This is a genomic window from Martelella lutilitoris (genome assembly GCF_005924265.1).
GTDB classification, from domain to species: domain Bacteria; phylum Pseudomonadota; class Alphaproteobacteria; order Rhizobiales; family Rhizobiaceae; genus Martelella; species Martelella lutilitoris.
Map to the genome: position 1 here is coordinate 78,284 of NZ_VCLB01000005.1, position 13,895 is coordinate 92,178.

Consider the following 13,895-nt stretch of genomic DNA (forward strand, 5'->3'; position numbering starts at 1 on the left):
GCAGCCGGGTCTTCCATCAAATAACCACTTGACTCTCCTATAGTGGAAATCCATGATCGCATCATGGATATTATCGACTCAACTTTCGACCGAACCATTGCGCTCAACCTCAAACGGCTACGCACCGAAAAGGGGCTGACGCTCGACCGGCTTGCGGAATATTCCGATGTTAGCCGCGCAATGATCTCGCGCATCGAGCGGGCGGAAGCTTCGCCGTCCGCGCTGGTGCTGGCGAAGCTCTGCGCCGCGCTCGGCACGTCGCTCTCGGCCTTCTTTTCCGATGCGGACAGGCCTGTCGACCCGCTGTCGCGCCGGGTCGACCAGCCGGTCTGGCGCGATCCGGAAACCGGCTATACGCGCCGTTCCGTTTCGCCGTCGGGCACCGGTTCGGCGGTCGATATCGTGCTCATCCGCTTTCCCGCCGGCGGCCGCATCGCCTATCCGCCAAAGCATGGCGCGGCGGAGTTGCGCCAGCACGTCTGGGTGCTGGACGGCGTGCTCGATGTCGAATTCGGCGAGGAAAGCCGCCAACTTTCGAAGGGCGACTGCCTGTTCATGCCGGTGGCCGAGCCGCATGTTTTCTCAAATCCCGGCGCAACCGATGTCACCTATTCGGTGATCATCGAGCGCGCGCCATAGTCAGGAGCAGCCATGGACATCAGGCTTTTGAACGCAGACGAGGCGGAAGCAGCGATCCCCGCGCTTTCGGCCCTCCTGGCGGACAGTATCGAGGACAATGCCTCCATGGGCTTCATGGCGCCTTGTGATGCGGGCGCGGTGGACGCCTTCTGGCGACAGGTGGCCGCGGGCGTTGCCGCCGGCGCGGTCATCCTCGCCGTTGCCGAGGAAGAGGGCGAATTTGTCGGTACGGTGCAGGCGGGGCTGGCGCAAAAACCGAACCAGCCGCATCGCGGCGATGTGATGAAGCTCATCGTGCTGCGCGCCTTCAGGGGGAGGGGCGTTTCCCGACTGCTGATGGAGGCGCTGGAGGCGGAATGCCGCAAGCGGGGCCGCTGGCTTCTGGTGCTCGACACCGCCACGGGCAGCGCGGCGGAGGCGATCTATCCGCGCTTCGGCTGGAACCGCGTCGGCGTGGTGCCGGATTATGCGCTTTATCCCGAAGGCGGCTATTGCGCCACGACCTTCTTCTACAAGCGGCTCGCTGATCCGTCGCCATGATGGCGTTGTCACAATTGTCTCAGCGAACTTGGCGTCTGCTGTGGATTTCGCGCCGGAATGGGGCTACCGACAGAGGGGAAGTCTTTCTCGTCAAGGGGCCCTGAAAATGCGTGTCATCTATTCCGAGGATCACAAGCTGCGTGATGCCAAGACCGAGCTGCATGGCGGCGAGTTGGTGAAGCCTTTCGAAGGGCCCTTCCGGGTCGAGTGGATCCGGGCCGCGCTGAAGGAAAAGGGTTTTGACGACGAGGTCGCGCCCAGGCGCTATGATCTCACCGTGCCGCTGAAACTGCATGACGCGGGCTATCTGCAGTTTCTCGAGACCGTGTGGGAGCGCTGGCTCTCCGCCGGCTTCACCACCGAGGCGATCCCGATCTCGCTGCCGGTGCGCCGCTCCTATTACGCCCGCCCGCCGCACAATATCGACGGCCTTCTGGGCTACTACGCCAATTCGGTGGAAACCTCGATCACCGAGGGCACATACGAGGCGGCGATCGCGGCGAAGGACTGCGCCATGACCGGGGCCGATTATCTCGGCGAGGGGCATCGCTTAGCCTTCGCGCTCTGCCGCCCGCCCGGCCATCATGCGGGCATCGACCTTTTCGGCGGCTATTGCTTCCTCAACAATGCCGCCATCGCCGCCCAGCGAATGCTCGACAATGGCGCGAGGAAGGTCGCGATCCTCGATGTCGATTTCCACCACGGCAACGGCACCCAGGACGTCACCTATGAGCGTGACGACATCTTCTTCGCCTCTCTGCATGGCGAGCCGGACGATGCCTTCCCCTATTTCTGGGGGCACAGGGAGGAGACCGGCAAGGGCAGGGGCGAGGGCTACAATGCCAACTTTCCGATGCCGCGCAATACTGCCTGGCCAGCCTATAGCGAGGCGCTGGAGGCGGCGCTGAAGCGGATTGCGGCCTTCGGCGCCGAAGCCCTGGTCCTGTCGCTCGGCGTCGACACGTTCGAGAAGGATCCGATCTCCTTCTTCCGCCTGAAGACGCCTGATTTCCGCACCATGGGCGCCAGGGTTGCCGGGCTCGGCATTCCGGTCCTCACCGTCATGGAGGGCGGCTACGGCGTGCACGAGATCGGCGACAATGTCGCCAATGTCCTGATCGGACTGGAAGAGGACGGAGCCTGAACCCTCCGGCCGACAATCCCTCCGTTAATGCTGCATTCAGGTTGAAAGGCGTAACGCCACGACCGAAGATTGCGGTTGGACGCCTATCCGGTCCGCCGCCGTCGCTTCAGGTGTTTGCTTCAGGAGGAAGCCGATGTTGAAGGCAGTAAGGAAGGCATTCGTCGCGGTCGTGGCGGCGGGCATGCTGGCGGCGGCCGCGATCACGCCGGCCGCGGCGCATCCCGCGGGCGGTTTTCATGGCGGCGGCTTCCATGGGGGCGGTTTCGGCCATTATCACGGCGTGCCCATGGGGCCCGGTCCGGCGCTTCACGGCGGGCTCCACGGGCCGGTCGCGCCGCACTGGCACGGAAATCCGGGCGGGCCGGGTTGGCATGGCGGCGGCCGCTACGGGCCGCATTGGCACGGCAATCCGCCGCCGCCCTACAGGCCGGTCGGTCCCTATCCGGGTCCCTATTTCGGTCCCGTCTATGGCGGTCCTTACGGGCCTTATGGTCCGGGCTGGTATGGCGGTCCCTACTGGAACAACTGGGGGCCGGCCATCACCTTCGGCGCCGGCGCGCTGATCGGCGGCGGCGTTGCGGCTGCTGCATCGTCCAGCGATGCTGCCCCGGTTCAGGCCGGCATCAATCCGAAGCACTATCAATGGTGCGAGGACCACTACAAATCCTATCGCGCCTCGGACAACACCTATCAACCCTATAACGGGCCACGCAAACAGTGCACCTCGCCCTACTATTGAGACGGCGCGAGAACACACGAAATGTGACAGCGCGCCTTGCCATTTGACCGGCGGCGCGCGCCCTTTCTCCTTTCTGAAACGTTAATCTCGGGTTCAGGCAGGCTTGATTAGTCTCTGCCTGTAACCAAGGATTTCGGCGTCCGACCCTTCGGCGCGGCAAACAGGAGAATGAGATGATCAGATTGGCAAGGAAAACGGCGGCGGCCGCCATTGCCTCCGCATTCATGGCGGTGAGCGTTCTGCCTGCGGAGGCGATGCCGGTGATGAAGCCGGCCCCGACGGCGGATAATGCCGTGCAGACGGTGCAGTATCGCGGCGGCGATCGCTATAACGACAATCGCGGCGGCTGGGGTCGCAATCGCGGCTATAACAACAGGCGCTATTACAACAATGGCGGCTGGGGTTACAATAACGGATGGGGCTATCGTCCGCCACCGCCCGGATACTACTACGACAACAATGACAATGCCTGGGTTCCGCTCGCCATTCTCGGCGCGGGCGCGTTGATCATCGGCGGCGCAGTCGCGGCTAACCAGAACCGCCAGCCGCAGCAGACCTACGGGCTGAATCCGAAGCATTACCAATGGTGCGAGGCGCGCTACCGCTCCTACCGCCCGTCTGACAATACCTTCCAGCCCTATAACGGCCCGCGCAAACAGTGCCTGTCGCCGTATTACTGATTAGGGTGCAATGAAAAGAGAAGAGGCCGCGCACATCAGGAGCGTGGCCTTTTCTATTACCGAAACCCGTACCCTCAACACGTAACAGTCAAAATCAAGCGGCTACTGAGACGCGTTTTTTCGGCGTCGCTATGGACAGGCGACCCTGATCGACTTTCGGATTTTTCTTCTTGATCACGATATCGATATCGCGGCCGAGCTTGAGGAGCATCCGCAGAATCCTGTCTGACGTTATTCCCTCGAGCTTGCCGTTCATGATTTTGGATACATGGGACTGAGGAATTCCCAGTATCTCCCCGGCATCGCGCTGCGTCAGGTGACGGTGCTTGATGATGGATGCCACCTGAATCGCGAGCGCAGCCTTCAGGCTCAGTTCCTCTGCGTCTGGGAGGCCAAGATCGGCGAAGATGTTGCCCGAGCTTTCTGTAATGTCTTCAATCATGTTGCTGGTCTTTTCTTGTAGTCATCCTCGGCGAGCTTGATCCGAGACTTGATCATTTCGATGTCTTTGGGCGGCGTTTTCTTGCCAGTCTTCGATTTCTTCTGGAAGGCGTGAAGCACGTAAACGACCTCCTTCAAACGAAGAAGGTAGACGCAACGATAGGTATCGCCATCATGGTCATCGACGATCTCCCAAACGCCGGATCCAACACCTTTGAAGGGTTTGGCGCTGCCTGGTTTCTGCCCGGCTTGCGCGAACATGAGAGCCGTGCCGATATCCTTCTTCACCCGTTCCGGAAAACCCTGAAGATCCTTCTGGGCGCTTCCCACCCAGCGACACGGCTTAAGTGCGTCCTTTTTTATACTCATTTATGTATACTCCGTCAACCTTAAGCAGGTTTCCCGGAGAGTATGCTATTTCCGGCTGAGACAGGCCACCGCCTCGACATGGGCGCTCCAGAAGAACTGGTCGACCGGGACCACAGTGTCGATGCTGTAGCCGCCGTCTCCCAGGATCGAGAGGTCGCGGCCAAGGGTCTGCGGATTGCAGGATACGGCGACGATGCGGGCGACGTTCGAGCGCGCCAGTTCCTCGGCCTGTTCCTTCGCGCCGGCGCGGGGAGGGTCGAACACGACCCCGTCGAAGGGCGCGAGCTCTCGCGGCAGAAGCGGACGGCGGAAAAGGTCGCGCCGCTCCGTTGTCACCTGTTTCAGGCCCTGCCGGTTTCGCACCGCATGATCGAGCGCTGTCAGCGCCGGGCCGTCGAACTCCACCGCGTGGACGCGCGATTTCGCCGCGAGCCTGAGAGCAAAGGTGCCGAAGCCCGAAAAGAGGTCGGCCACCCGCTTGCTGCCCCTCAGATGTCTGACGACCAGATCCGTCATCGCCGCTTCGGCGCCGAGCGTCGCCTGGGCAAAGCTTGCCGGCGGCGGAAACACGCGCGTGCCCGACAGGTTCAGTTCCGGTTTCACCGGTTCGACGATGATCTCGTCGCCGATGGCGAGCCGGTCGATACCCTTGACGGTCATGACTGCGCGGGTGGCGGCCTGCCGGCGTTTTTCCGACGGCGCCTTGATGCCGGCAAAACTGATGTCGAGCCCGGTCTCGGTCTCCATGACGGCGACGCGGAAGGGGTCGCTGGTGGAGACCAGAATGCCGGCCAGAAGTTTCAGTGCAGGAAGCCTGGCAAGAAGCGCCGGCGAAAGCACGGGACATTCCTCGATGGCGACGATGTGATGGCTTTCCGGGCTGGAGAAGCCGAGCAGGATGCCGTTTTCCGTGCGGCGCCCGGCAAAGCTCGCGCGGCGCCGCTCTCCGGGGCCGGAGGTCACCAGCGGCGCAACCGGACAGTCGATGCCATGGGCGGAAAGCGCGTCGATCACCACCCGCCGCTTGAAGGCGTCATAGGCGGAGCGTTCGAGATGTTGCAGCGAGCAACCGCCGCAGGTGCCGTTCTCCCCGTCCGGCCCGAAATGGCGGCAGGCCGGCGCGATCCGCTCGGGCGCGGCTTCGAGCAGCGACAGCATGACCGCCTTCGACTTCTCGCGCGCAACCTTCACTTTCTCGCCGGGCAGTGTGAAGGGGATGAAGACCGGGCCTTGCGCATGGGCGGCAATGCCGTCGCCCTGGCTCCCGAGCCGTTCGATCTCAAAGGTTTCAGCGGCCATGGCGGTCCAGCCTTTCGGTTGCGCCGGGCTTTTTCCCGGCAAGCAGATATTCGTGGTTTCCGTCGCCGCCCTCGATCGGGGAGGGGGCGATGCCGAGGCTTTGCCAGCCCTGATCGCGCGCCAGCCAGTCTTCCAGGTCTTCGGCGATCTTTGGCCCGAGCGCGGGATCCTTCAACAGGCCCTTCTTGCCGATATTCTCCTTGCCGGCCTCGAACTGCGGCTTGACCAGAAGCACGCAGACGGCGCCGGGTTCGGCAAGGGCGAGCGCCGGCGGCAAGGCCAGCTTCAGCGAGATGAAGGAGACGTCCGAGACGACGAAGCCGATGGACCTGTTGCCGATGTCTTCGCGCGCAAGCCGGCGCGCATTCAAGCCTTCGAGATTGGTCACGCGGGGATCTGCGGCAAGCCGCCCGGCCATCTGGTCGTGGCCGACATCGACAGCCGTCACATGGGTCGCGCCGCGTTCCAGCAGCACCTGGGTAAAGCCGCCGGTCGATGCGCCGATGTCAAGCGCATTGGCTCTCTCGGGCGAAAGGCGGAAATGGTCGAGCGCGGCGATCAGCTTCAGCGCCGCGCGGGAGACATAGGCGCCTGCGGGATCATCGACTGCAATGGCGCTTCCGGCAGGCACGGTCTCGCCTGGCTTTTTCGCGATCCGGCCATTCACCGTGACGGCGCCGCGCAGAACGGCGTCGCGCGCCCGCGAGCGGGTTTCGAAATGGTTGAGGCTGACCAGAAGCTGGTCGAGGCGCCGGGCGGTATCGGTCATATCCGCTCCATGAACGCATTTGTCGGCAAGCGCAAGCCTTGCCGCTCACCCCGTCGTGCCGGTCGAGATGCCGGAGCGGCCGAGCGCGCGGAAGACCGTATCGACGATCCCGTCGCGATCGAGACCCGCCTTCGCATACATCACTTCGGGTTTGGCCTGTTCCATCCATATATCGGGGAGCACCATCTGGCGCACCCTGAGCCCGTGGTCGAGCAGGCCTTCATTGGCGATAAACTGGATGACATGTGCGCCGAAGCCGCCGGCCGCGCCTTCCTCGATCGTCACCAGCACCTCGTGCTGGGTGGCAAGCTGGCGGATGAGGTCATAGTCCAGCGGCTTGGCAAAGCGGGCGTCGGCCACGGTTGTCGAAAGCCCGGCCGCATTCAGCACGGTTGCCGCCTCGCGACATTCGCCAAGGCGCGTGCCGAAGGAAAGCAGCGCCACCTTCGACCCCTCGGAAATGATCCGGCCCTTGCCGATCTGAAGGATTTCGCCGCGTTCGGGCAGCTCGATTCCCGTGCCCTCGCCGCGCGGATAGCGGAACGAGATCGGGCCCTCGCTGTAGTCGGCAGCGGTGCGAACCATATGCATCAGCTCTGCCTCGTCGGCGGCCGCCATCACCACGAAGCCCGGCAGGGTCGCGAGATAGGTCGTGTCGAACGAGCCCGCATGGGTCGGCCCGTCGGCCCCGACAAAGCCGGCGCGGTCGATCGGGAACCGCACCGGAAGGCCCTGGATCGCGACATCGTGGACCACCTGGTCATAACCGCGCTGCAGGAAGGTGGAGTAAAGCGCGCAGAAGGGCTTCATCCCCTCGCTGGCAAGCCCGGCGGCGAAGGTGACGGCATGCTGTTCGGCGATGCCGACATCGAAGAGCCGGCTTGGGTAAAGCTCCTGGAACTTGTCGAGCCCGGTGCCCGACGGCATGGCTGCGGTAATCGCCACCACATTCTCGTCTTGCCTTGCTTCCTCGATCAGCGCCTTGGAAAAAACGGATGTATAGCTCGGCGCATTCGGCTTGGATTTCGCCTGTGTGCCGGTCACCACGTCGAAACGGCTGACGGCGTGGCACTTGTCGGCGGCGGCCTCCGCCGGGGCATAGCCCTTGCCCTTCTGGGTCACGACATGGATCAGCACCGGTCCGCGCGCATTGTCGCGCGCGTTGCGCAGCACCGGCAGCAGGTGCTCGAAGGAGTGGCCGTCGATCGGGCCGATATGATAGAAGCCGAGCTCCTCGAACATGGTGCCGCCGGTGACGAAGCCGCGCGCATGGCCGACGGCGCGCGAGATCGCCCGGTCGATCGACTTTCCGAGATAGGAGGTGAGCCGCTTGCCGAAGTCGCGAACCTCGAGATAGGTCTTGCCGGAAGCAAGCCGCGCCAGATAGGCGCTCATCGCCCCCGTCGGCGGCGCGATCGACATGTCATTGTCGTTGAGGATGACGATCTGGCGGGCGCCAAGCGCGCCGGCATTGTTCAGCGCCTCAAAGGCCATGCCGGCCGACATCGCGCCGTCGCCGATGACGGAGATGACGTTGCGCGGCGTGTCCTGAAGCCTGGAGGCGACTGCCATGCCGAGGCCAGCGGAAATCGAGGTCGAGGAATGGCCGGCGCCGAAGGGGTCGTATTCGCTCTCGGCACGACGGGTGAAGCCGGAAAGTCCGTTCTCCTGGCGCAGCGTGCGCATCCGGTCGCGCCGTCCGGTCAGGATCTTGTGCGGATAGCACTGGTGTCCGACGTCGAAGATCACCCGGTCATGCGGCGTGTTGAAAACCTTGTGGATCGCGATCGTCAACTCGACGACGCCGAGACCCGCGCCCAGATGCCCGCCGGTGCGCGAAACCGCGTCGATCATCTCCGCGCGCACTTCGCCGGCAAGCTGCGGCAGGTCGCGGTCGTCCACGTCGCGAAGGTCTGCGGGCAGGTTGATCCGGTCGAGAATGGAGGTTTTGGCCGGTAGCGTCACGTCGTAAGCCTCATGCGCGAAACGGTCGCGCGTTTCCTGTTTCTAAATCGGTTCTAGCGAATTTCAGCGTCCGGGCAAAGGAACAAATTCCGCTTCATCGCCGGGGACAAGCCCGAATCGGCCCTGCCGCCAGTCTTCCTTGGCCTGCTCGATACGCTCCTTCGAAGAGGAGACGAAATTCCACCAGATATGCCGCGGTTTTTCCAGAGCCGCTCCTCCAAAAAGCATGAGACGGCATCCGTGTTCCCCCGAACCCGAAATCGTGATCGTGTCGAGGGGCGCCAGAACCAGCAATTGCTCCGGGCCAAACCGATCGCCGGCGATCTCCACTTCGCCTTCCAGCACATAGATCGCGCGCTCTTCATGCTCGGCGGGAAAGGAAAACCGCGCGCCGGGCCTGAGCGCGAGATCGACGAACAGCGTGTCGGAGAAGGTCCGTACATTAGCCTTCAGACCGCAGAAATCGCCAAGCACCACGCGCCCGCTGACGCCCGCCTCCGAGATCGTTGGCAGCGCGTTCTTTTCCGTATGGCCGAAGGTCGGGTCGGTCTCCTCGTCGTTCTCCGGCAGGGCGAGCCATGTCTGGACGCCGGACAGCGCATGCGGGCGCAGCCTGAGATCCTCCGGCGTGCGCTCTGAATGAACGATGCCGCGTCCCGCCGTCATCAGGTTGACGTCGCCGGGGCGGATGACGGTGTGGTTGCCGAGTGTGTCGCGATGGCCGATTTCGCCCATGGTGAGATAGGTCACGGTCGAAAGCCCGATATGGGGATGCGGCTTGACGTCGAGCGCCTCGCCATTGCCGCCGAAACGTGCCGGGCCCATGCGGTCAAAGAAGATGAAAGGCCCAACGAGTCTGCGCTTGATCGTCGGCAGCGCGCGACGCACCTCGAAGCCGCCGATATCGCTGGTGCGCGGGATGATCAACTGCGAGACGGCATTGCACGACTGTGCGTCGCCGAATTCGGGGTCTTGTCCGGGGAAAAACGACATTACGGCACCTTTCTCAGCGCCGGGCGCTGTCAATCGGCCTCAGGCCTCATCAAGCGGTTCGGTTCCGGCGGGCTTTCCCTCGCGGTCCAGCCTGATTTTCTCGACGCGCGCCTCGGCGGCATTCAGAAGCCTTTCGCAGTGCTTCTTCAACTCTTCGCCGCGCGCATAGATTGCGATTGATTCATCCAGCGCCACGTCGCCGCGTTCAAGCCGCGCAACAATCCGCTCGAGCTCGTCTACGGCGCGCTCGAAGGTAAGTTCGCCAACGGCGGTCGGCTTTGCCGGATCGGTCATAGTCCTGCCTCTTGAATTTTCGATCATTGCCCGCACTTAACGCGACGGGACCGTTCAGGCAAGGTAATGCAAGGCGGCGCGATTGCAAGCAGAGGCAGGGTTTTCCTGTCTGGCCTGACGGGCGCTAACCATTCCCTGACCGCATCGTTTCATTTGATGTGGAAAGGTTCTATAGAACGAATGAGCCGTGCCGCGTTGCGGGGGCTTTGAAGACCGAGGTTTTGCGTAACGCGTCGCAAGTCCCATGAAGGGCAGGCGGCCGGGAAGGTGTCCGATGGACGACAGGCATCCGGAGCGAATTGAACTGCGCGTTCCCTACCGGGATATCGATATGCACGGCCGCATGCACACGGCCGCCTATATCGAGCACGCGGAAGAGGCGCTTGCGCATTTCTGGCGCTTTCGACCCGAGGTCGAGAACGAGCCGGCCTATGTGGTGCGCAAGGTCGGCTGCACCTATTACCGAGGCCTGCGCAATGGCGAACTCGCGCAACTGACGGTCAGGGCGGCCAAGATCGGCGGCAAGTCGATCGGCTTCAATGTCGCCGTGCAGACCGGAAACGAGATCGCCGCCGAGGTCGAGCTTCTGTGGAGCGCCGTCAATCGCGACAGCGGCGAGCCCGCGCCGCTTCCCGAAGCGACACGGGACTGGCTTTATTCCTTCCTCGACTGAGCGCTTCAGGAAGATCGCCGCGGCAGCAGAGGGTAGCCTACCATCACCGCGCGGGCGGCAAGGGCGGCAAGAACGGCCTTGATCACGTCGCCGGGCACGAAGGCTGCCGATCCCGCCACGGCCTTCGATATGCCGAGACCGACCCCGAAGGCGAGCCAGGCGACGCCGAAGAAATAGACCACCACGATTCCGCCCATGGCCGCGGCAATGAAGAAGCCGAATGTCTGGCGCACAGCGCTCTTGGTATCGGCGTGCATTTCCGCAAGGCCGCCGGCGATATAGGCGCCCGGCAGCCAGCCGATGAGGAAGCCGGCCGTGGGGCCGACGAAGGCGCCCAGTCCGCCGCGCCCGCCGGAAAGCACCGGCAGGCCGATGGCGACCAGCACGAACATGAGAAGCACGGCAGCTGCGCCGCGCCTGCGCCCGAGAATGAGGCCGGCAAGCATGACGCCGAGCGTCTGCGCGGTGATCGGTACCGGGACGAAGGCGAGCGGGATCGGCGGAAGAATGCCGAGCGCCACGATGATGGCCGTGAAAAGCGAAACCAGAACCAGGTCGCGTGAGGTCATTTCGTCTTCCTTTTTTCCTGCCCGCCGCGAATGCCGCGGGCGTCAATCGCATCGGCGATACTGTCGGCGTCCCGCAAGGTCAAGATGATCAGCGGGACGATCGCGCCGGATGGCCTGAAGCGGATGCCCCGCGCCCGGTGCGCGTCGCGAATGGCGTGATAGCGTTGAAGGATATCCGGCACGAAGCGGATGACAAGCCCGACCGCAAGGCCGATGTCGGCCGCCTTGAGAAGGCCGGCGCGCTCGAGCGGCATGGCGAAGCGCGTAACCGTGTCGATGAAGGCCGGAACCGGCGTCGCTGCCGTGATCGCGGCGGCCAGGAACATCAGCGCCGAAAGCCTGAGGACGGAGACGGCCGCCACCTGCCAGGGACTGAAGATCAGGTTGAAACCGCCGACAAGAAGGATTGCCGCCCCGATCGGAACGAGCCGGGCGAAGGCCTGGCGGGGTCGCATCGGCAGCGAGAAGTACAGCCCGGCGGCAAAGGCAAGCAGCACGCCGAGGAAAACGAGGCTGTCCGACAGAAACACGGCGATGGAAAAGACCACGAGGCCGCCGAGCTTGAGGCCCGGGGACAGGCGGTGCAGGAACGTGTTGCCCTCGACATAAAGCGACTGCATCAGCGGTTCATCGCCTCGTATTCGGCAATGACTGAAGCGGCGGGACCGTCACTCACCAGCCGGCCTTCATGAAAAAGCAACACGCGTTCGAAGGTCGAAAGCGTGGCGAGATCGTGCGAGATCGCGATCACGTCCTCATTGAGCGCGTCGATTGTTTCTGCCACCCGACGACGGTTCTTCAGGTCGAGCTGGTTGGTCGGCTCGTCGAGGATCACCAGTGAAGGCCGGGTGGCGAGCACGGCGGCAAGGGCCGCCAGTTGCAACTCTCCGCCGGAAAGCTCATGGGCGCGGCGCTCCGCAAGATGGGCGATGCCGAGCCGCGCGAGGCTTTCCTCCGCGCGCTGGGCAAGATCGGCCTTCGCCACGCCGCGCGCCTTGAGGCCAAGCTCGATATCGTCCTTCAGGATCGGCAGGATGATCTGGTTTTGCGGCGACTGGAACACATAGCCGGCATCGGCCGTGACGGCGGCCTGGTCGTCCACCGTGTCGCGGCCGTTGACGCGCACTTTCCCCGTGGTCGGCTTCGTCAGCCCGTTGATAAGCCGCGCGAAAGTCGTCTTGCCGGAGCCGTTCAGGCCGATAATGCCGATGCGGCGCCCGGTGAGCGTCAATGTCAGCGGGTGAAGCGCCGCGCGTCCCTCATAGGTAACCCCGGCTTCAAGAAATTCGATTTTCACATGCGTCCCCGGTTTTCTCTAAAGACTGTCGGGCGCTTCCTTATAGGCATCAACGCGCGGTTTCGAAAGTCCGGATGTTCTTATTTTGTCCGAATCGCATTAACGTTGGTCCATGGCCAAGGTGATTTCGAACATGGATGCGCGTCGCGTCTTCCTCGCGCGTCAGGGACTTTCCGGCCCGCCGGGGCAGGCGATGGACAAGGCGGGCCTTCTGGCGCTGATCGAGAAGATCGGCTTCGTCCAGGTCGATTCGATCCGCACCGTCGAGCGCGCCCATGATCTCATTCTGTTTTCCCGCAACCAGACCTTCCGCCGGCAGCATCTGGCAGCGCTCCTGGAGAAGGACCGCGACCTGTTCGAGCACTGGACCCATGACGCCTCGCTCATTCCCACCCGCTTCTACCCCTACTGGAAACACCGCTTCGCCCGCGAGCAGCAGCGGCTCGTCGCGCGCTGGCGCAAATGGCAGGGCGAGGGCTTCGAGGCGGTTTTCGAGGAGACCTATGCGGCGGTCAGGGACAATGGACCGCTCTTTTCCCGCGACCTGAAGGAGGATGATCACGTCTCCGGCGGCTGGTGGAACTGGCATCCGGCCAAGACTGCGCTTGAATATCACTGGCGCACAGGGCGCGTCGCCATCTGCCACCGGGTCAATTTCCAGAAGGCCTATGATCTTGCCGAACGGGTGATCCCGGACGAACACCGTCTCGTCGATGTCGATCATGACGCCTTCGTCGACTGGGCCTGCCGGGCCGCCCTTCAACGGCTTGGCTTTGCCACCTCAGGCGAGATCGCCGCCTTTTTCGATATCATCACGCCGCTGGAGGCGAAAAACTGGGTGGAGGCAAACCGCGACCAACTGGCGGAGGTTGCGCTGGAAACCGTGGAGAACGGCAAGCCGCGCCTCGCCTTTGCGCTGGCCGGAGAGGTCGAGAACCTTGCCGATGTTCCCGACCCGCCGGGACGCGTTCGCGCGCTGAGCCCCTTCGACCCGCTGTTGCGCGATCGGGCGCGGGCAGAGCGCCTGTTCGGTTTTTCATACCGGATCGAGGTTTTCGTGCCCGAGCCGAAGCGCCAATATGGCTATTACGTCTTTCCGCTTCTGGAAGGCGCGCGCCTGATCGGGCGGATCGACATGAAGGCGGATCGCAGGCGCGGCACGCTCGATGTCAGAAAGCTCTGGCTTGAGCCGGGCGTGCGGCCCTCCGCCGGGCGGCTTGAAAAGCTTGATGCCGAACTGCAGCGGCTTGCGCGGTTTACCGGCGTGGAGCGGGTGGAGTACCTGCCGGGATGGCGGGACCGATAGCCGTCAGGCCCTCGGGCCTTTTTCCTTCCAGACGGCCACTGCCCAGAATGCGGCGCAGCCGACGAACAAGACGCCGAGACCTGCGAAAAAGATGCCAAGCTGGGCAAGAGATGCAGCGGAACCGGACATATCAGCCTCCCTGGGTTTCACGCTTTCCCACATTGGCTGATTGTAGGTC

At 63.5% G+C, this 13,895-nt stretch carries 18 protein-coding genes; 7 read left to right on the plus strand and 11 right to left on the minus strand.

Annotation, left to right across the window (positions count from 1 at the left end):
* Positions 1–72: 72 nt before the first annotated feature.
* From FF124_RS09555 to FF124_RS09575, 5 genes are all read left to right on the plus strand, one after another.
* Complete coding sequence (locus FF124_RS09555; RefSeq protein WP_187326902.1) at positions 73–639, plus strand: helix-turn-helix domain-containing protein; 567 nt, start codon at positions 73–75, stop codon at positions 637–639.
* A 12-nt stretch (positions 640–651) separates the two neighbouring features.
* Entirely contained in the window at positions 652–1,179 is a 528-nt protein-coding gene (locus FF124_RS09560; RefSeq protein ID WP_138748276.1) for a GNAT family N-acetyltransferase, read from the plus strand.
* Between the two features lie 106 nt (positions 1,180–1,285).
* Complete coding sequence (locus FF124_RS09565; RefSeq protein WP_138748277.1) at positions 1,286–2,323, plus strand: histone deacetylase family protein; 1,038 nt, start codon at positions 1,286–1,288, stop codon at positions 2,321–2,323.
* A gap of 133 nt (positions 2,324–2,456) precedes the next feature.
* Positions 2,457–3,062, plus strand: coding sequence for a BA14K family protein (locus FF124_RS20950; RefSeq protein WP_342777056.1), 606 nt, complete (start codon positions 2,457–2,459; stop codon positions 3,060–3,062).
* A gap of 173 nt (positions 3,063–3,235) precedes the next feature.
* Positions 3,236–3,742: a BA14K family protein gene (locus tag FF124_RS09575; protein ID WP_138748278.1), complete on the plus strand. Its 507-nt coding sequence runs from the start codon at positions 3,236–3,238 to the stop codon at positions 3,740–3,742.
* Positions 3,743–3,836: 94 nt separating this feature from the next.
* Here the strand turns inward: FF124_RS09575 and FF124_RS09580 are convergent, their stop codons facing one another.
* From FF124_RS09580 to FF124_RS09610, 7 genes are all read right to left on the minus strand, one after another.
* On the minus strand, positions 3,837–4,184 hold the full coding sequence (locus FF124_RS09580; RefSeq protein ID WP_210237458.1) for a helix-turn-helix domain-containing protein: 348 nt from the start codon (positions 4,182–4,184) through the stop codon (positions 3,837–3,839).
* Positions 4,181–4,552, minus strand: coding sequence for a type II toxin-antitoxin system RelE/ParE family toxin (locus tag FF124_RS09585; RefSeq protein ID WP_138748279.1), 372 nt, complete (start codon positions 4,550–4,552; stop codon positions 4,181–4,183). The genes FF124_RS09580 and FF124_RS09585 overlap by 4 nt, the downstream gene beginning before the upstream one ends.
* A gap of 45 nt (positions 4,553–4,597) precedes the next feature.
* Positions 4,598–5,851 carry a class I SAM-dependent RNA methyltransferase gene (locus tag FF124_RS09590; protein ID WP_138748280.1) on the minus strand — a complete coding sequence of 418 codons (1,254 nt, stop codon included), beginning with the start codon at positions 5,849–5,851 and terminating at the stop codon, positions 4,598–4,600.
* The gene (locus tag FF124_RS09595; protein WP_138748281.1) at positions 5,841–6,620 is read right to left on the minus strand and encodes a TlyA family RNA methyltransferase; all 780 of its coding nucleotides are present in this window, start codon (positions 6,618–6,620) and stop codon (positions 5,841–5,843) included. The genes FF124_RS09590 and FF124_RS09595 overlap by 11 nt, the downstream gene beginning before the upstream one ends.
* A 45-nt stretch (positions 6,621–6,665) precedes the next feature.
* Positions 6,666–8,585, minus strand: coding sequence for a 1-deoxy-D-xylulose-5-phosphate synthase (dxs, locus tag FF124_RS09600; protein WP_138748282.1), 1,920 nt, complete (start codon positions 8,583–8,585; stop codon positions 6,666–6,668).
* Positions 8,586–8,648: 63 nt separating this feature from the next.
* Positions 8,649–9,578, minus strand: coding sequence for a pirin family protein (locus FF124_RS09605; RefSeq protein WP_138748283.1), 930 nt, complete (start codon positions 9,576–9,578; stop codon positions 8,649–8,651).
* A gap of 39 nt (positions 9,579–9,617) precedes the next feature.
* The gene (locus FF124_RS09610) at positions 9,618–9,872 is read right to left on the minus strand and encodes an exodeoxyribonuclease VII small subunit (RefSeq protein WP_138748284.1); all 255 of its coding nucleotides are present in this window, start codon (positions 9,870–9,872) and stop codon (positions 9,618–9,620) included.
* 274 nt (positions 9,873–10,146) lie between these two features.
* Here FF124_RS09610 and FF124_RS09615 point away from each other — a divergent pair, with 274 nt between their 5' ends.
* Complete coding sequence (locus FF124_RS09615; RefSeq protein WP_138748285.1) at positions 10,147–10,545, plus strand: acyl-CoA thioesterase; 399 nt, start codon at positions 10,147–10,149, stop codon at positions 10,543–10,545.
* A gap of 5 nt (positions 10,546–10,550) precedes the next feature.
* Here the strand turns inward: FF124_RS09615 and FF124_RS09620 are convergent, their stop codons facing one another.
* The 3 genes from FF124_RS09620 to FF124_RS09630 are packed head-to-tail and all read right to left on the minus strand — an operon-like array spanning position 10,551 to position 12,411.
* Complete coding sequence (locus FF124_RS09620; protein WP_138748286.1) at positions 10,551–11,114, minus strand: biotin transporter BioY; 564 nt, start codon at positions 11,112–11,114, stop codon at positions 10,551–10,553.
* Entirely contained in the window at positions 11,111–11,734 is a 624-nt protein-coding gene (locus tag FF124_RS09625; RefSeq protein WP_138748287.1) for an energy-coupling factor transporter transmembrane component T family protein, read from the minus strand. Before FF124_RS09625 ends, FF124_RS09620 begins: the two co-directional genes overlap by 4 nt.
* On the minus strand, positions 11,734–12,411 hold the full coding sequence (locus tag FF124_RS09630) for an energy-coupling factor ABC transporter ATP-binding protein (protein ID WP_138748288.1): 678 nt from the start codon (positions 12,409–12,411) through the stop codon (positions 11,734–11,736). Before FF124_RS09630 ends, FF124_RS09625 begins: the two co-directional genes overlap by 1 nt.
* A 112-nt stretch (positions 12,412–12,523) precedes the next feature.
* Here FF124_RS09630 and FF124_RS09635 point away from each other — a divergent pair, with 112 nt between their 5' ends.
* A complete protein-coding gene (locus tag FF124_RS09635; protein ID WP_138748289.1) occupies positions 12,524–13,717 on the plus strand; it encodes a winged helix-turn-helix domain-containing protein in 1,194 nt (397 codons plus the stop codon).
* 3 nt (positions 13,718–13,720) lie between these two features.
* Here FF124_RS09635 and FF124_RS20900 read toward each other — a convergent pair whose 3' ends face one another.
* Positions 13,721–13,846: a hypothetical protein gene (locus FF124_RS20900; RefSeq protein ID WP_281285262.1), complete on the minus strand. Its 126-nt coding sequence runs from the start codon at positions 13,844–13,846 to the stop codon at positions 13,721–13,723.
* Positions 13,847–13,895: the final 49 nt, after the last annotated feature.